This window comes from Ferrovibrio sp. (assembly GCF_019636075.1).
In the GTDB taxonomy this organism is placed as follows: Bacteria; Pseudomonadota; Alphaproteobacteria; order Ferrovibrionales; family Ferrovibrionaceae; genus Ferrovibrio.
On the sequence record NZ_JAHBYG010000005.1, the window covers coordinates 38,323 to 55,217 of the forward strand.

General features: G+C 61.8%; 14 protein-coding genes. 7 read left to right on the plus strand and 7 right to left on the minus strand.

The annotated features are described in order from the left end of the window. Window positions 1–6 precede the first annotated feature (6 nt). The 7 genes from KF827_RS03720 to fgd all read left to right on the plus strand — a co-directional run bounded on the left by KF827_RS03720 (window position 7) and on the right by fgd (window position 10,144). A complete protein-coding gene (locus tag KF827_RS03720; protein WP_291000299.1) occupies window positions 7–933 on the plus strand; it encodes a DUF1177 domain-containing protein in 927 nt (308 codons plus the stop codon). Beyond that, window positions 930–1,388: a (2Fe-2S)-binding protein gene (locus KF827_RS03725; protein ID WP_291000302.1), complete on the plus strand. Its 459-nt coding sequence runs from the start codon at window positions 930–932 to the stop codon at window positions 1,386–1,388. The genes KF827_RS03720 and KF827_RS03725 overlap by 4 nt, the downstream gene beginning before the upstream one ends. After that, window positions 1,385–4,774: a molybdopterin cofactor-binding domain-containing protein gene (locus KF827_RS03730; RefSeq protein WP_291000305.1), complete on the plus strand. Its 3,390-nt coding sequence runs from the start codon at window positions 1,385–1,387 to the stop codon at window positions 4,772–4,774. The genes KF827_RS03725 and KF827_RS03730 overlap by 4 nt, the downstream gene beginning before the upstream one ends. Window positions 4,775–4,789: 15 nt before the next feature. Next, complete coding sequence (locus KF827_RS03735; RefSeq protein ID WP_291000308.1) at window positions 4,790–5,518, plus strand: carboxymuconolactone decarboxylase family protein; 729 nt, start codon at window positions 4,790–4,792, stop codon at window positions 5,516–5,518. Window positions 5,519–5,556: 38 nt separating this feature from the next. Further along, window positions 5,557–6,534: a phosphogluconate dehydrogenase (NAD(+)-dependent, decarboxylating) gene (gene gnd / locus KF827_RS03740; RefSeq protein ID WP_291000311.1), complete on the plus strand. Its 978-nt coding sequence runs from the start codon at window positions 5,557–5,559 to the stop codon at window positions 6,532–6,534. A 185-nt stretch (window positions 6,535–6,719) separates the two neighbouring features. Then, window positions 6,720–9,107, plus strand: a complete 2,388-nt coding sequence (gene cofH, locus KF827_RS03745) for a 5-amino-6-(D-ribitylamino)uracil--L-tyrosine 4-hydroxyphenyl transferase CofH (RefSeq protein WP_291000314.1) — start codon at window positions 6,720–6,722, stop codon at window positions 9,105–9,107. Window positions 9,108–9,139: 32 nt separating this feature from the next. Next, the gene (gene fgd, locus KF827_RS03750) at window positions 9,140–10,144 is read left to right on the plus strand and encodes a glucose-6-phosphate dehydrogenase (coenzyme-F420) (protein ID WP_291000318.1); all 1,005 of its coding nucleotides are present in this window, start codon (window positions 9,140–9,142) and stop codon (window positions 10,142–10,144) included. 4 nt (window positions 10,145–10,148) lie between these two features. On the opposite strand, the gene KF827_RS03755 is transcribed toward fgd, so the two are convergent. Genes KF827_RS03755 through KF827_RS03785 form a run of 7 tightly spaced genes read right to left on the minus strand, consistent with a single transcriptional unit; the run spans window position 10,149 to window position 16,818 of the window. Next, window positions 10,149–10,916, minus strand: coding sequence for an SDR family NAD(P)-dependent oxidoreductase (locus KF827_RS03755; RefSeq protein WP_291000321.1), 768 nt, complete (start codon window positions 10,914–10,916; stop codon window positions 10,149–10,151). Window positions 10,917–10,926: 10 nt separating this feature from the next. Then, on the minus strand, window positions 10,927–11,250 hold the full coding sequence (locus tag KF827_RS03760; protein WP_291000324.1) for a hypothetical protein: 324 nt from the start codon (window positions 11,248–11,250) through the stop codon (window positions 10,927–10,929). Window positions 11,251–11,284: 34 nt separating this feature from the next. Next, on the minus strand, window positions 11,285–12,262 hold the full coding sequence (locus tag KF827_RS03765; protein ID WP_291000327.1) for an ABC transporter ATP-binding protein: 978 nt from the start codon (window positions 12,260–12,262) through the stop codon (window positions 11,285–11,287). Beyond that, window positions 12,259–13,245, minus strand: coding sequence for an ABC transporter ATP-binding protein (locus tag KF827_RS03770; protein ID WP_291000345.1), 987 nt, complete (start codon window positions 13,243–13,245; stop codon window positions 12,259–12,261). The genes KF827_RS03765 and KF827_RS03770 overlap by 4 nt, the downstream gene beginning before the upstream one ends. Further along, complete coding sequence (locus KF827_RS03775; RefSeq protein WP_291000350.1) at window positions 13,242–14,123, minus strand: ABC transporter permease; 882 nt, start codon at window positions 14,121–14,123, stop codon at window positions 13,242–13,244. The genes KF827_RS03770 and KF827_RS03775 overlap by 4 nt, the downstream gene beginning before the upstream one ends. Next, window positions 14,123–15,139 carry an ABC transporter permease gene (locus tag KF827_RS03780; RefSeq protein ID WP_291000353.1) on the minus strand — a complete coding sequence of 339 codons (1,017 nt, stop codon included), beginning with the start codon at window positions 15,137–15,139 and terminating at the stop codon, window positions 14,123–14,125. The genes KF827_RS03775 and KF827_RS03780 overlap by 1 nt, the downstream gene beginning before the upstream one ends. A gap of 47 nt (window positions 15,140–15,186) precedes the next feature. Continuing rightward, the gene (locus KF827_RS03785; RefSeq protein ID WP_291000356.1) at window positions 15,187–16,818 is read right to left on the minus strand and encodes an ABC transporter substrate-binding protein; all 1,632 of its coding nucleotides are present in this window, start codon (window positions 16,816–16,818) and stop codon (window positions 15,187–15,189) included. Window positions 16,819–16,895 lie beyond the last annotated feature (77 nt).

Genomic DNA, 16,895 nt, shown 5'->3' on the forward strand with positions numbered 1-16,895 from the left:
AACGCCATGGCCCTGCGACAAGTGATCGATGCCTATGAATTGCTGGACAGCGCCTATGTGGATGGCAAGGCGGTGGCCGATCATCTGCGCGATGAAGGCGTGGAGGACATCCGCATCGAGCGCGTGGCCGCACCGGACCGGCATACCGATTTCATGCAGATCCGCATCCCCGGCAGCCGGGCCGGCGCACCGGCGCTGGGCGTGATCGGTAAACTGGGCGGCATCGGCGCCAGGCCGGCGCAGATTGGCATCGTATCCGATGCCGATGGCGCCGTCGCCGCCGTGGCGATGGCGGCGAAACTGGCCAGCATGGCGGCGAAAGGCGATCGCCTGGATGGCGATGTGATCATCTCCACCCATATCTGCCCGGCAGCGCCCACGCGGCCGCATCAGCCGGTGCCCTTCATGTCGTCGCCGGTAGACCGCACCATTCTGGGCAAGCTGGAAATCCACCCCGATATGGCAGCCGTGCTGAGCATCGACACATCGCGCGGCAACCGCGTGGTGAACCACAAGGGCATCGCCATCACGCCAACGGTGCGCGAAGGCTATATCCTGCCGGTGGCCAAGGATTTGATCGACATTCTGGAGATCGTGACCGCCGAGCCCGCCGTGGTGATGCCGCTCAGCACCCAGGATATCACGCCCTATACCAACGATCTGTTCCATATCAACTCGATTTTGCAGCCTTCGGTTTATGCCAGTGTGCCGGTGGTGGGCGTGGCGGTGACTGCGCGCAGCGTCGTGCCAGGCAGCGCCACCGGCGCCACCCAGCTCGACGATATCGAAAAATCCGTGCGCTTCTCCATCGAGGTGGCGAAGAATTTCAGCCGCGGCAACTGCAGCTTCCACGATGCAACGGAATTCCAGAAATTGCAGATGCTGTATGGCTCGATGCGCCATCTGCAAACGCCAGGAAAAGCCGTGCCATGAAACTGACCCTGCGGGTGAACGGCATCGAGCAGACGGCGGAAGCCGATCCGCTTCAGCCGCTTGCCCGTGTGTTGCGCGAGCAACTGAACCTGCGCGGCACCAAGATCGGCTGCGGCAATGGCGAATGCGGCGCCTGCACGGTGTGGGTTGAAGGTGAGGCGGTCTGCTCCTGCCTTTATCCAGCCTTTCGCGCCGAAGGCTGTGCCATCACCACGATCGAGGGCCTGGCCACACCCGAACGGCTGACCGCCCTGCAACAGGCCTTCATCGATCATGGCGCCACGCAATGCGGATTCTGCACATCCGGCATGATCATGGCCGCCAGCGCGCTGCTGGCGCGCAATCCGCAGCCTACCGAAGCCGATGTGGTGCATGGCCTGACCGGCAATATCTGCCGTTGCACCGGCTATCGCCAGATCATCGACGCCGTGCTGAGCGTGGGAAATAAACAATGAACGCCCCCTTGCGCGAAGTGGGCCGCCGCATCCCGCAAAAGGGCGCTGAACAGCGCGTGAGCGGCGGCGCGGTTTATACCCAGGATATCGCCCTGCCCGGCATGTTGCATGCCGCCGTGTTGCGCAGCCCGCACGCCCATGCGCTGATATCCGGCCTCGATGTGACTGCGGCGCGCGCCGCTCCCGGCGTGGTGGCTGTAATCACCGCCGAGGATTTTCCCGGCAAGCCGTATTACCAGCTGGGCGGCAGCTATTCCGACCGCCATCCGCTGGCGCGTGGCAAGGTGCGGTTTTATGGCGAGGAAATTGCCGCCATCGCCGCCGAAACCCTGGAAGCGGCGCAAGCCGCGCTGAAGCTGATCGAGGTGACATACGAAATCCTGCCGGCGCTGCTGACGCCGGAGGCCGCGCTGGCGCCCGATGCCTTGCCGTTGCATGAGGCGGCCAATATGCTTGGCGGGCGCAATCTGGCCATCCGCTTCACCTGCGATTACGGCCCCGTGCAACAGGCTTTTGCCGATGCCGCCAAGGTTTTCGAGGATGAATTCAGCCATGGCGTCGCGGTGCCGGCCTGCATGGAAACCAACGGCACCGTGGCAAGCTTCGATCCGGCCAGCGGCGACCTGACGCTGTGGACCGCAACCCAGGCGCCGTTTTTCATCCGCAAGGAAGTGGCCCATGTGGTGGGCTTGGATGTGGAGCGTGTGCATCTGCGCGGCGTGGAAGTGGGCGGCGGTTTCGGCGGCAAATCCAAAATCTGCGAGCAGGAAGCGCTGGCCGCCATGCTGGCCGTGAAAGCCCAGCGCCCAGTTAAACTGATACTGGATCGCCGCGAGGAATTCATCAGCGGCAAGACCGACCATGCCAAGCGGATCCGACTGCGTACCGCAATAGCCGACGATGGCCGCATCTTGGCCCGCGCCACATCGCTGCAGATCGATAACGGCGCCTATACCGCCTATGCCCCCACCTATGTGGGCGCGGCACGCCAACGCACCACCTGCCTCTATCGCGTGGAAACCGCGCATTACGATTGCGATCTGGTTTACACCAACAAAGTGCCCGGCGGCCAATATCGCGGCATGGGCGCGCCGCAGATGATCTGGGCGATCGAAACCCATATGGATAAGATCGCCGCCCATCTGGGCATGGATCCGCTGGAATACCGTCTGCGCCAAGCCAACCAGAGCGGCGATGTAACGCCGCTGGGTTGGAAGATCAGCAGTTGCGGCCAGAGCGATTGCTTGAATGAAGTGGCACGCCGCATCGGCTGGGCCGAGAAACGCCAGGGCCCGCGCGAAGCAACGCCCGGCAAGTTGCGCGGCGTGGGCATTGCCGCGATGATCCACCCCAGCGGCGGCGTGATCTATCAGGAAGGCAATTATTCCAACACGCGGATACAGATGCTGGCCGATGGCCGCTTTGTGGTGCATACCCAAACCGCCGATACCGGCACCTGGCAGAACACCACCCTGGCGCAGATTGCCGCCGAAGCGCTGGGCGTGCCGAGCGAATTGGTAAGCGTTTCGCATATGGATACCGATGCCGCACCGCCCGATTTGGGCAGCGCTGCATCGCGGGTGGCTTTTGTTTCCGGCAATGCCACGAAACGGGCCGGCGAGGCCTTGCGTGCCATGGTGGCGCGCGAACTGGGCCGACATTGGAACTGCAATCCCGACGACCTGGCATTCGCCGAAGGCAAAGTTCGCAGCACCGCAGATCCCAGTCGCATGGCCGATATCGCCGAAGTGGCCGCTTTGTGCGGCGAGTTGAATGCAGAGGCCCGCTATTCCACGCCGGGCGAACGGCCAGACCCGGCCACCGGTATCGGCAATTATGCCGCCACCTATGTGTTCGGCGCCCAGGCCGCCGAAGTGGAAGTGGACATGGCCACCGGGCAGGTGCGCATCCTCAAGATCGTGGCCGCGCAAGATGTGGGCCGCGCGCTTAATCCCGTTGCCATCGAAGGGCAGCTTTATGGCGGCATCCTGCAGGGCATCGGCATGGCCTTGCAGGAGGAATTGATCTTCGAAGAAGGACGGCCGGTGAATGCCAGCTTCCTGGATTACAAGGTGCCGCGGATCGGCGACGCGCCGCCGATCGAACTGGCACTGATAGAAACCAACGATCCGGAAGGCCCGTTCGGCGCCAAGGCCGGCGCGGAGCCAACTATCAATGCCAGTATCGCGGCGATTGCCAATGCCGTGGCCCATGCCACCGGCATGCGGTTTTATGAATTGCCGCTAAGCCCCGACCGTATCCTGCCGAAATTGCAAGCCGGACGGAAACTGGCACTGAAGCCCTGGAAGCGGCCCTACAATCTGGAAGTGGCCACCGTGCGCAAGGCCTATCCGGCGGCGGTGTTTCCCGTGCTGCGTAAGATCGGCACCAAATTCGCCAACACCCCCAAACAGGGCGTGAAACCCGAAATCGCCGCACCGCGCGATATCGACGGCCTGCTTGCGGCTCTGGCTTCACCGAACAAGCGCACGAAGCTTTTGGGCGGCGGCACCGATCTGTTCGTTGGTCTGCGCCAAGGCATTTACGATACGGAATTGCTGGTGGATACCGCGCGGGTGGATGCTTTGCGCGGCATCGCTTTGCAAGACGACATGCTGCATATCGGCGCCGGCAATACATTGGCCAGCCTGACCGATTCCGATTTGGTGCGCCGGATTCTGCCCATGCTGGCCGAAGGTGTGGACTTGATCGCCACGCCGCAGATCCGCCGCGTGGCCACCGTGGCCGGTGATCTTTGCCAGGAAAAACGCTGCTGGTTCTTCCGCAGCGCGTTCCCCTGCTACAAGCTGGGCGGCGCCACCTGCCCCTGCTTTGCCGTGCAGGGCAACAATCGCTTCCATTCGATTCTCGGTGCCAAACGCTGCGCTGCGCCCTGCCCGGCCGATCTGGCGCCCATCTTTACCGCGTTGGGCGCGCAAGCTGTGATCATCGGCCCCAACGGCCAACGCAAGGTGGCGATGGAAGACTTCTACCAATGGTCCGGCCTCAGTTGCCTTACCGCTGGGGAAGTGCTGCTGCGCTTTGAATTGCCGTTATCGGCACGCAGCAGCCATGCTTTCGAGAAATTCGCCGTGCGACGCAGCGATTTTGCCGAAAGCTCGGTGGCTGTGCGGCTGGATTGGGAAGCCGGACGGATTACCGGCGCTCGCATCGCACTCGGCGCCGTGGCGCCGCTGCCGATCCGCGCCGAAGCAACGGAACGCGCCTTGCTGGCCGCCGGGCGACCGGATGCAAAACAGATTCGCGCCGCCGCCGAACTGGCCGTGCAGGGCAGCCTGCCGCTGCGCGACAATGCCCATAAAACCCATTTGCTGGTGAATCTGGCCGAACGCGCCATCCGCACCGCCATCGAACACGCGCCTTGATCCAGGGAGTTCATCATGAACGCGGCCGTCATCAACACTGTTTCACCCGAGCCGACCTATCTGGCGGTATTCGCCGGCGAGGACACCTGGCTGGATGCCATGCGCCAGCGCTTTGCCCATATCGAGGCCGGGCAATTGCAGCCCAAGCTGCGCGAGCTGGTATTCGTGGTGGGCTACACGATCAACCGCTATGGCGTGGCGGCACGATATCACAGCCAGCGTGCGCTGGCCGCCGGCGCCACCCAGGATGATCTGCGCTTGATCCTCAAGATCCTGGATTTCTATCGCGGCCTGCGCGGCTTTCAGGATGCGCAGAAGCTGCTGGGTCTGTGGCGTTCGGGTGTATTTCCGGAAGTGAAGCCGCCCAAGAGCGGAACCATCGCCGATATTTTCCGCAAGGTCGTGGAAACCCGCAAATACATCGCCAATGGATTCCGCGTTTATGCCGCCGATGGCGAATGGCTGCGGTTGTATCTGCAGCGCTCGGATGCCATCAAACTGGCACCGCGCACATTAGACGAACGCGGCGTGCAACTGATGTCGATGGCGATCACGCTGAAGAACCATGGCTTTTCCAGCAACTGGAACGACGGCTGCATCGAAGTGCATGAAAACAAAACCAAGGCGCTGGGCAGCAGCGATGCCGAAATCCTGGAGGTGGTGCAAATACTGGAACTCTGCGATTCCATGACCACGGCCTGGGAAGGCCGGGCGCTGCTTGGCCTGGATGGCGCGGCGGAGTAACCTGCGCGGCATTATCAGCGTTCGTGATGGAGTGAGACATGCAGATTGCAATGATCGGCTTGGGCCGCATGGGGGCCAACATGGTGCGCCGGCTGCGGCGCGGCGGCCATGAATGCGTGGTGTATGACCGCGATCCCAAGGCTGTGGCCGGCCTGGTGGCCGATAGCGGCGCGGTGGGCGCCGACAGCCTGGCTGCCTTGGTGCAGAAACTGGCCCCGCCGCGCACGATCTGGCTGATGCTGCCGGCCGGCGAAATCACCGAAAACACCATCGATGAACTGATGCCGCTGCTAAGCCCGCAGGATGCCGTGATCGATGGCGGCAACAGCATGTGGAAGGACGATATCCGCCGCGCTGCCAAGCTGCGCGAAAAGCAATTGCATTACCTGGATGTGGGCACCAGCGGCGGCGTTTGGGGGCTGGAGCGCGGCTATTGCCTGATGATCGGCGGGCCCGACGACGTGGTGCACCGGCTGGATCCGATTTTCGCCACCCTGGCGCCGGGCCAGGGCGACATCCCTCTCACGCCTGGCCGCGAAGGCCGCGATCCGCGCGTGACGCAAGGCTATCTGCATGCCGGCGCGGCCGGTGCCGGGCATTATGTGAAGATGATCCACAATGCCATCGAATACGGCATGATGCAGGCCATGGCGGAAGGCTTCGACATCATGAAGCATGCCGGCGACGATACCCTGCCTGCCGATTTGCGGCTGGACCTGAACATGGCCGATATCGCTGAAGTGTGGCGTCGTGGCAGCGTGGTTACCTCCTGGTTGCTGGATTTGACCGCCACGGCACTTGCCAAGGATGGCGAGTTGGCCGGTTATTCCGGCCGGGTGAACGATTCCGGCGAAGGCCGCTGGGCCCTGCAGGCCGCCATCGAACAGGCGGTGCCCGCCGAAGTATTGAGCGCCGCGCTTTATGCCCGTTTCCGGTCGCGCCGCGAGGAAAAATTCGCCGAAAAAATCCTCTCGGCGATGCGCGCAGGCTTTGGCGGGCATCTGGAAAGCAAGTGAAAGTGAGACAGGCGGGCGAAACAGAGACACCCGGCAAGGAACAGCGTTCCGGAATGCGGTACACACGGAAATCGCAATAAAAATGCGGTAAAAATGCAAATCCGCCTTCTGGCGGAAATGCCCGTGGAGTATAGTAAGGGCAAGGTTTTCATCCGGCCGCCGCCGGGCAGAGAATGGGTTTGCATGTGTTGAACATTTCGGCTTTGCGCGACTTGGAACAGACGCCCTTTGCCGATCTACTGCGGCAGGCTGCGGTCCTGCGCGATGCCGGGCATGGCCGGCGGATCAGCTATTCGCGCAAGGTTTTCATCCCGCTGACCAAGCTGTGTCGCGATGTGTGCCATTACTGCACCTTCGCCGAAACGCCCAAACCCGGGGTGCCTGCCTATCTGAGCATCGATGCGGTGCTGCGCATTGCCGAACAGGGCCGCCGCGCCGGCTGCCACGAAGCTTTGTTCACCCTGGGCGACAAGCCGGAAGCGCGCTATGCCGCAGCGCGCGATGCGCTGGCCGCGCTGGGCCATGACAGCACGCTCTCCTATCTTGCCGAAGCGGCAGGCGCTGTGCTGGATAAAACCGGCCTGCTGCCGCATCTCAATCCCGGCGTGATGACCAAGGCAGAGATGGCGATGCTGCGCCCGGTGTCGGCCTCCATGGGCATGATGCTGGAAAGCGCCGCCGACCGGCTTTGCGAACGCGGCGGTCCGCATTTCGGCTCGCCAGACAAGGCGCCTTCCGTGCGGCTGCAAACCATCGAAGCCGCCGGCGAATTGGCCATCCCTTTCACCACCGGCATCCTGATCGGTATCGGCGAAACGCGCGCCGAGCGCATCGACGCACTGCGGCGCATTGGCGAATTGCATGAACGTCATGGCCATATCCAGGAAGTGATCGTGCAGAATTTCCGCGCCAAGCCCGGCACCAAGCTGGCCGGTGCGGACGAACCCGATCTGCAGGAATTGCTGTGGACCATTGCCGCAGCCCGCATCATCCTGGGCCCGGAAATGAATATCCAGGCGCCGCCCAACCTGACGCCGGATTTCTACGGCACGCTGGTGGGCTCGGGTCTGAACGATTGGGGCGGCGTTTCGCCGGTAACCCCCGATCACGTGAATCCGGAGGCACCCTGGCCGGAAATCGAGGCGCTGGCGAAAGCCACCGCCGCCACCGGCCATCTGCTGGTTGAACGCCTGACCATCTATCCGGCATACGCACGCGACCCGCAGCGCTGGCTGGACGCCCGGGTGCGCCCCGCCATGCTTTTGATGAGCGATGCCGAAGGCCTGGCCCGCACCGAAAACTGGGCGCCCGGCCTGCCGATATCGGAAACCGCTCTGGCGGATTTCAACCGCACGCCCTATCTGGCAGCCGTTGATCGCACTATTGCCCGCGCCGTGGATCAAGCCACCGCCGCGCAGCGGCTGGATACGGCGGATATCATGCGGCTGTTCCAGGCCCGCGACCGCGATTTCCGCCATGTTTGCGAGGCCGCGGATACGCTGCGCCGCGAAACCGTGGGCGATATTGTGCGCTATGCCGTGAACCGCAACATCAACTACACGAATATCTGCTATTTCCGCTGCACATTCTGCGCCTTCTCCAAAGGCAAGACCCATGACGACCTGCGCGGCAAACCCTATGACCTGGCGCTGGACGAAATCGCCCGCAGGGTGACGGAAGCCTGGGAGCGCGGCGCCACCGAAGTATGCATGCAGGGCGGCATCCATCCCGATTATACCGGCCAGACCTATATCGATATCTGCCACGCGGTGAAACGCGCCGTGCCGGATATGCATATCCATGCCTTCTCGCCGCTGGAAATCAGCCAGGGTGCGGCCACCTTGGGCATCGGCGTATCGGAATTCCTGCAGCGCCTGCGCGATGCCGGCCTGGGCACCCTGCCAGGCACGGCGGCCGAAAGCCTGGATGATGCCGTACGCGCGATCATCTGCCCAGACAAGATCAGCGCCGGCGAATGGCTGAATGTGATCGAGGCCGCGCATAAGGTGGGCATCCGCACCACGTCCACCATCATGTTCGGCCATGTGGAAGGCCTGGATTCCTGGGCACTGCATCTGCTGGCATTGCGCGACCTGCAGGAACGCACCGGCGGCTTCACCGAATTCGTGCCGTTGCCTTTCGTGGCCATGGAAGCGCCGGTATTCCGCAAGGGCGGTGCGCGGCGCGGGCCAACCCTGCGCGAGGCCGTGTTGATGCATGCGGTATCGCGCCTGGCCCTGCATGGCCAGATCGCCAATATCCAGACCTCGTGGGTGAAGATGGGCGAAACCGGCGTGCGGCTTTGCCTGCAATCCGGCGCCAACGATCTGGGCGGCACCTTGATGAATGAAAGCATTTCCCGCGCCGCCGGAACCCAGCATGGCCAGGAATTGCCGCCGCCCGCGATGCGCGCCCTGATCCGCTCGGTGGGCCGCATCCCGCAGCAGCGCGACACGCTTTATCGCCCGGTGGATGCCGAACGCGAAACCGCTGCCGAGAATCCTGCCGATCTGGCGCCGCTGATCCTCACCGCGCCCAACGATCCGCAAGCGCTTTCGCGCCGCAGCGCCTGATTAATACTGCATGAGTGCCACAGGAGGTTTACGTGCTTAAACTCGGTTACAAGGCTTCGGCTGAACAATTCACGCCTTCGAAGCTGCTGGATTTTGCCGTTCTGGCCGAGCAATCCGGCTTCGATTCCGTATTCGTGAGCGACCATTTCCAGCCCTGGCGCCATACCGGCGGCCACGCGCCTTATTCCTTCGCTTGGATGGGCGCCGTGGGCGCGCGTACCAACCGCATTCTGATCGGCACCAGCGTTGCCACGCCGACCTTCCGCTATCATCCGTCCGTGGTGGCACAGGCCGTGGGCACGCTGGGATCGATGTTTCCTGATCGCATCATCCTGGGCGTGGGCACCGGCGAATCGCTGAATGAAGTGCCCGCTCTCGGCATGAAATGGCCGGGCTTCAAGGAGCGGTTCGGTCGCCTGAAGGAATCCATCGAATTGATGAACAAGCTGTGGCGCGAAGATCGCGTGAGCTTTGAAGGCACGTATTACCGCACCGAAAACGCCACCATCTACGACAAGCCGGAAAATCCGGTGCCGATCTATGTGGCGGCTGCCGGGCCCACCGCCTCGGTTCTGGCCGGCGAAGTGGCCGCCGGCTTCATCTGCACCAGCGGCAAGGCGCCGGAGCTTTATCGTGAAACGCTGCTGCCCAATGTGGATGCCGGCCTGAAGGCCGCCGGCCGCGCGCCAGACAGCATCGACCGCATGATCGAAGTGAAGGTTTCCTTCGATACGGATTTGCAGCAGGCCAAGGAAGACACCCGCTTCTGGGCCGCGCTGGCGCTTTCGGCGGAAGAAAAAACCAGCGTGAAGGATGCGCTGGAAATGGAGCGTCTGGCCGATGCCCTGCCGCTGGATCGTGCCGCCAGCCGCTGGATCGTTTCCGTAGATCCGGACGAGCAGGTGGAGCGCATCCGCCCCTATGTAGAGTTGGGCTTCCGCCACCTGGTGTTCCATGCTCCGGGGCCGGACCAGGCGAAGTTCATCAAGCTGTATTCGGAAAAGGTATTCCCGAAACTGCGCAAGGCTTTTGGCTGATCGCTCAAGCCTCGTCGATTTTCAGACGAGGGAATTGAGGCAATGCCCGGCCGCCATCCAGCAAAATGGGGCGGCCGGTCATGAAATCGAAATCTGGCCGGCATAGCAGCACGGCCATTTTCGCAATCTCGCTTTCCGTGACCAAACGACCCATCGGCGTACCGGCAATTGCAGCGTTTTTATAAACCGGCATCGTATCCGTGCGCGCCGATGCGATTTGGCTGGGAATGATGGCATTCACCGTGATGGCAGGCGCTAGTTCCAACGCCAGACTTTCGGTGAGATGCAGCAAGGCCGCTTTTGCCAGGCCGTAGATTCCGTGGCTGCGCACCAGGGCAGACGTGGCGCCCAGATTGATGATGCGCCCCCAGCCCTGTTCGATCATCGCCGGCGCCAAGGCCTGCACCAGCAGATAGGGCGCTTTCAGATTGGCCGCCAGCATGGCATCCCAATCGCGTTCCTTCAGCTTCAGGAAGGGCGTATCGATAAACGGCCCGGCATTGTTGACCAGCACCGAAATCGTGCCAAGGCGCTCCACAGCCGCTGTCGCCAGATCGCGCGTGGAGGCTGCATCGGCGAGATCGGCCTGAAAAGCAACGGCTGTTCCGCCTTCATCGCGGATCGTGTCCACTACCCGCTTGGCGGCACCGGCCTCGGAGCGGTAATGCACAGCCACCTGCATGCCGGCATGGGAAAAAGCGCGCGCAATCTCGGCGCCGGTGCCCGAGGAAGCGCCGGTGATCAATGCCACCTTGCCTGCCAGATCGGTCATGGCGAAGCGATCAGGGCTCTATCAGTTCCGACCAGATCGACACAGTTTTCGATCTATCGAGATATTTGGCATAAAGTTCGTCGATCAAATCCTTGCCGGCCACCGCCAGTTCTGCCTCATAGGCGGCACGATCGGTGATTTCGATCCGCTCGATATAATCCCAGGGGCCGCCCTGCAGGCCCATCCCCACTTCGCCGATGCGATGGGTGCGATAGCTGATGATGGTTTTCAATCCGGCTGCCACTTTGTAATCCACTTCGCGCTCGAAGCGTTCGTAATCCTCGGCTTTCACGCCAGGCTTGAGCGCGGCGAGCACATAACGGATGACTGCCATGGCGAATATCCTCTGCGGTTTGTGAGCGGGTGGATCAAATCATGTGACAGGCGACCTGGCGGCCGGGCGCCACCTCGCGCAGCGGCACCGGTTCGGCACAGATCGGTTTGGCAAGCGGGCAACGGCCGCGCAGGCGACAGCCGGTATGGCGCTCGATGGGGCTGGGAATTTCGCCAGACAAGACGAAACTGTCGCGCTTGGCATCGGGGTCCGGCACCGGAACGGCAGCCATCAAGGCGCGGGTATAGGGATGCAGCGGCTTGGCGAAAATCTCATGCGTGGCACCGGTTTCCACGATCACGCCGAGATACATAACGGCCACGCGGCTGGCCAGATACTTCACCGTGGCAAGATCATGCGAGATGAAGAGATACGACATGCCATGCTTTTCGCGCAGCGCTTCGAGCAGCAAGATCGCACGCGAGCGCAGCGAAACATCCAGCGCCGAGGTGGGTTCGTCCAACACCACGAAACGCGGATTGGTGGCAACCGCGCGGGCGATATTGGCGCGCTGGCGCTGGCCGCCGGAAAGTTCATGCGGATAGCGTTCGGCCAGATCGGCACCCAGGCCCACCTCTTCCAGAACCTCCAGCGCGCGTTGCTTGCGCTCGGCGGGGCCAAGATCGGTATGCAGCATCAATGGCTCTTCCACCATGCTGGAAACCCGCAGCCGCGGATTGAGCGAGGCGGTGGGATCCTGGAACACCATCTGGATATCGCGGCGCAGATGCTGCACAGCCTTGGCATCGAGCTTGGCAATCTCGATATCCCCGAAGCGCATACTGCCGCCCGAGGGATTAAGCAATCGCAACAGACACCGCGCCACGGTGGATTTACCGCAGCCGGATTCGCCGACCAACGCCAAGGTTTCACCTTGCCGCACGTCGAAGGAAACGGAATCCACCGCACGCACCACGCGCTCGGGTTCGCCGCGCAACTGCGATAGCAAGGCGCCGATACCACCGAGCGGAAAATGCATGCGCAGATCGCGCACTTGCAACAGCGCTGTCATGCCGCAACTCCACCGGTCTGCCGGCCAATATCGTAATAACAAGCGACATCGTGATCCTGGCCGCGCGATTCCAGCGGTGGGCGCGCCACGCGGCATTGATCGGTGGCATGATCGCAACGGCTGACATAACGGCAACCCGGCGGCGGATTCAGCAACGACGGCACCGAACCTGGAATCGGCGTCATCGCCACATCGCGGTCAACGCGCGGAATCGACCCGACCAGGGCGCGGGTATAGGGATGCGCAGGTGCATGGAAAATACTGCGCACCGGCGCAGCCTCCACCACCTGGCCGGCATGCATCACCACCACGCGATCGCAAATCTCGGCCACGACACCCAGATCATGGGTGATCAGCATAATGGCTGCGCCGGTTTTTGCACCGAGTTCGCGCAGCAGATCCAGAATGCGAGCGGCGATGGATACATCCAGGCCGGTGGTGGGTTCATCTGCAATCAACAGGCGCGGCGATGTGGCCAAAGCCATGGCGATCATGATGCGCTGGCACATGCCGCCGGAAAGCTGGTGGGCATATTGCCCGGCGCGCCGCCTGGGATCTGGGATGCGCACCAGATCCAGCATATCCAGCATGCGCTTTTCAGCGACGCGGGCCGAAAGCCCTTCATGCAGCCGGAATAGCCGCGAAATCTGTTTGCCCACCGGAATCACCGGATTGAGCGCAGTGCGCGGGCTTTGCGAAATCATGGCGATCTTCGCGCCACGAATGCGACGCATCTGTTCTTCCGAAAGCGTCGCGAGATCGACGCCATCGAAGCGCACAGAACCGGATTTAATCTCGCCCGGGCGGCGAATCAGGCGCAGGATGGCAAAAGACGTGACCGATTTTCCCGAGCCGGATTCGCCCACCAACCCCACCACTTCGCCGCGACGGATGGAAAAATTGATATGGTCCACGGCTTCGATGGCGCCGGCATCGCTTTGAAAATGCACCGTGAGATCGGCTACGTCGAGCAGGTTTGTCATCGGATACCCCGCATGCGCGGGTCGAGAAAATCACGCAAACCATCACCCACCAGATTGAAGGCCAGCACCGTGATCATGATCGCCAGGCCCGGAAACAGAAACAGCCACCATTCGCCGGTAACGATCTGCGCAGCGCCCTCGGCGGTCATCACGCCCCATTCGGCCTGCGGCGGCTTGATGCCCAGGCCGATGAAAGAAAGCGCCGCCATGGTGAGCAAGGCAAAACCCATGGCCAGCGTGGCCTGCACGATCAATGGCGGCAGGCAATTGGGCAGCAGATGAATGAACACGATCCGCCAAGGCGGATTGCCCACGGTACGCGCGGCATCGGCATATTCCATTTCGCGGACCCGCAACATCTCGCCGCGTATCAGGCGCAGATAGGCGGGAACCTGGGTAATGGATATCGCCAGCGCCACATTGGTGGTGGAATTGCCCAAAGCCGCGGTAATACCCATCGCCAGCACGAAAGCCGGAAAGGCCATCACTGCATCCACCAGGCGCATCGCCACATTGTCTATCCAGCCGCCGGCATATCCAACCATGGCGCCGAATATGGCGCCGATGGCCACGGCAAGCGCCGTGGCGGCAAAGGCCACCGATAAATCCACCCGCGCGGCGAAGATGATACGCGACAACTGATCGCGGCCATACATGTCGGTTCCCATCGGGTGTTTCCAGGATACCGACTCGAAAGCCGCCATGGCATCGGGCATATCCGGATCGTAGGGCGCAACGATAGGCGCGAAAATCGCCGCCAGGATGATCAATACGATCACGCAGAGCGCGCCGAAAGATAACGGGTTGCGGCGAATGCGACGCCAGACCAGCGAGCGGCCAGCGGGTTTGGTCTGTGTGGCTGGGGCGGCAATAGTCATCAGCGCAACCGAATCCGAGGATCGACCAGACCGTAGACGATATCGACCAGAAGATTGACGACGACATACATCACGGCAACGAATAGCACGAAGGATTGGATCGGGCCGGAATCCTTGGTCATCAGCGCGGTGACCGCATAATTGCCGATACCCGGCCAGGCAAACACGCTTTCGATCACGGCATTTCCCGCCATCAGAAAGCCGAACACGATGCCCAGGATGGTGACCACCGGAATCAGCGCATTGCGCAAAGCATCGCCGTAAATCACCGTGCGGCGCGGCAAGCCTGCCGCCCAGGCCGCCTTGATGTAATCGGATTCCAGGATTTCCAGCATGGTGGAACGAACCATGCGCGCTACCGGCGCCATCACGCTGAAGCCCAGCGTGGCCGCCGGCAGCATCAGCTGATACAGGCTGGACCGCAAAGCCTGCCAATTGCCGGTAAGCAGCGAATCGATCACGTAAAGCCCGGTGATGGTTTCGGGCGGCGCAATACCGGAACCCAGCCGGCCAAGCGGTGCCGGCGCCACATCCAGCAGGAAGAAAAACACATAGATGGCCAACAGGCCGGTCCAGAAGCTGGGCATCGCCACGCCGGTGATGCCCACCACACGACCGACATGATCGATGATGGTATCGCGATGTACAGCCGACAGAACGCCAAGCGGGATGCCGATGATCACAGCAATCAACAGGCTGGCGAAGGTGAGTTCCAGAGTGGCCGGCAAACGCTGCAGAAAATCCTGCGTCACCGGGCGGCCAGTGGAAGCGCTTTCGCCCAGATCGCCGCGCAACAGGCCAGACATATAGCGGAAATATTGTTCATGCACCGGCCGATCCAGCCCCATCTGCTTTTCCATTTCCTGCAGATATTCGCTGGTAGCGAAGGGGCCGGCCTTAACCAGGGCGGGATTGCCCGGCAGCATGTAGGTAAGCACGAAACAGATGAGACTGACGCCGAACAAGGTGGGCAACACGAAAGCGAGCCTGCGCAGAATGTAATTCAAAAACGCCATCTAGCAGGAACTCCTTCGCATTGCCCCCATGTCAGGATACGGCCTTATCAGCCGAGCTTCATGTTGAAATAACGCTCGAAGGTATCCCAGCGCTTTTCGATGCCAACCAGATCCTTGCGCATCACACGGGTCCAGTTGTCGTACCAGAGATGGCCCCAAACCGCATCGCCGATGATGATCTTCTGCAATTCCTTCACGGCGGCCATGCGCTTTGCCGCATCCGGCTCAAGCAGGTTTTCGTCGAGCAGCTTATCCACGGCCGGATTGTTGTAGAAGGCCGTGTTGGTGCCCTTGGCGGTGCTGTGGAAGTTGAAGAACAGATGGTACATCGGGTCGTTGACCCACGACTGCCACGATTCGATGGACAGCACGTGGTCGCCCTTGGAAGCCAGCTGGCGGAAGGTGGCGTCGGTTTCCTTCACGATATTGACCTTGAAGCCAATCTTGTCCAGCTCGGTCTGCAGCCAGATCGAGGCCTGTTCGTGAGGCAGCCAGCCGACGCGAATGGCCAGATCCACCGGCACCGGCTTGGTGATCCCGGCTTCGGCCATCAGCTTCTTGGCCAATTCGATGTTGTGCTTGTAGGGCGAGACGGCAGCGTCGTAGCCCGGGGTCAGGCTGGGCAACGGGCTCTTCATCTCGGCACCATAGCCGAACAGCACGTTCGGGATGATGGCCTGAATCGGAATGGCATAGTTGACCGCCTGCCGCACCTTCACATTGTCGAAAGGCGGCTTCTGCGTATTCATGCAGAGCCAATGGCAGGTGGTGTCCGGCACCGAAACGATCTTGAGATCTTTTTCATTCTCAAGGCTTTTCACATTGCGCGGCGACAGGCCCGGGCGACCCACCACGATATCGACCGCGTTGCGCTTCAGCAGCAGAATACGATCCGCTTCGTTCGGCACGAACTTGAACACCACGCGATCGAAGAACGGCTTGCCGCGCCAATGGCCTTCCTGCGCTTCGAGCACCACTTCCACGCTGGGATCATTTTTCACCAGCTTGTAGGGGCCCAGGCCGGCGGCATTGCGCTTCATCCAGGCCGTGGCCCAAGGATCTTCCGCCGTGGCATTGGCCTTAACTACTTCGGGATCGATCAACGCATTATTGATCAGCGACAGGATATCCAGCGCCATCGGGCTGGGGCCGGCCATGTTAATGGCGATCGTGAATTCGTCGCGCACTTCGAATTGTTCCGGCTTGGTCACGCGCAGGAAACGCGGGAACAGGATGCGCATATAGCCGGGCGATTGCAGGCCGCGATCGAACAGATATTTCACCGACGTAGCGTTTACCGGGCTACCGCTGGGATATTTCACGCCCTTGCGGATTTTCAGCACCACGGTGGCTTCGTTGTTTTCAAACGCCCAGGCTTCGGCGATGCCGCCTTCGTATTCGGCGGGTTTGGATTGCAGCAGGCCGGGTTTGCCGGAAACCGGCTGCACCTTCCACATCAGTGGGCTGTCGTAGATGTTGGCCTGAATGGTATAGCCGCCCACGGTCTTGAACGAGGCCGGATCGAGCGTGTCGATATCCGTATCCCAGGCCACGGTGAGCGTGCGCTTGTCCTGCGCGCCGGCCAGGCTGGGCATAAAGCCCGTGCCGCTGAGTGTGAACAAGGCGGCGGCGCTAGCCGTCAGCTTCAGAAAACTCCGTCGATCCGAATACATGCTCATTTCTTACCCCCTTAGTGGTGATGGCTGCGTAGGACACATGGATGCGTTGGCTTCTGTGCGCGTCCGCCTTAGCGATT

Excerpts from the sequence above, each read along its gene's own strand:
- KF827_RS03720 (WP_291000299.1), top strand. The coding sequence starts at position 7 with ATGGCCCTGCGACAAGTGATCGATGCCTATGAATTGCTGGACAGCGCC.
- KF827_RS03725 (WP_291000302.1), top strand. The coding sequence starts at position 930 with ATGAAACTGACCCTGCGGGTGAACGGCATCGAGCAGACGGCGGAAGCC.
- KF827_RS03730 (WP_291000305.1), top strand. The coding sequence starts at position 1,385 with ATGAACGCCCCCTTGCGCGAAGTGGGCCGCCGCATCCCGCAAAAGGGC.
- KF827_RS03735 (WP_291000308.1), top strand. The coding sequence starts at position 4,790 with ATGAACGCGGCCGTCATCAACACTGTTTCACCCGAGCCGACCTATCTG.
- gnd (WP_291000311.1), top strand. The coding sequence starts at position 5,557 with ATGCAGATTGCAATGATCGGCTTGGGCCGCATGGGGGCCAACATGGTG.
- KF827_RS03755 (WP_291000321.1), bottom strand. The coding sequence starts at position 10,916 with ATGACCGATCTGGCAGGCAAGGTGGCATTGATCACCGGCGCTTCCTCG.
- KF827_RS03760 (WP_291000324.1), bottom strand. The coding sequence starts at position 11,250 with ATGGCAGTCATCCGTTATGTGCTCGCCGCGCTCAAGCCTGGCGTGAAA.
- KF827_RS03765 (WP_291000327.1), bottom strand. The coding sequence starts at position 12,262 with ATGACAGCGCTGTTGCAAGTGCGCGATCTGCGCATGCATTTTCCGCTC.
- KF827_RS03770 (WP_291000345.1), bottom strand. The coding sequence starts at position 13,245 with ATGACAAACCTGCTCGACGTAGCCGATCTCACGGTGCATTTTCAAAGC.
- KF827_RS03775 (WP_291000350.1), bottom strand. The coding sequence starts at position 14,123 with ATGACTATTGCCGCCCCAGCCACACAGACCAAACCCGCTGGCCGCTCG.
- KF827_RS03780 (WP_291000353.1), bottom strand. The coding sequence starts at position 15,139 with ATGGCGTTTTTGAATTACATTCTGCGCAGGCTCGCTTTCGTGTTGCCC.
- KF827_RS03785 (WP_291000356.1), bottom strand. The coding sequence starts at position 16,818 with ATGAGCATGTATTCGGATCGACGGAGTTTTCTGAAGCTGACGGCTAGC.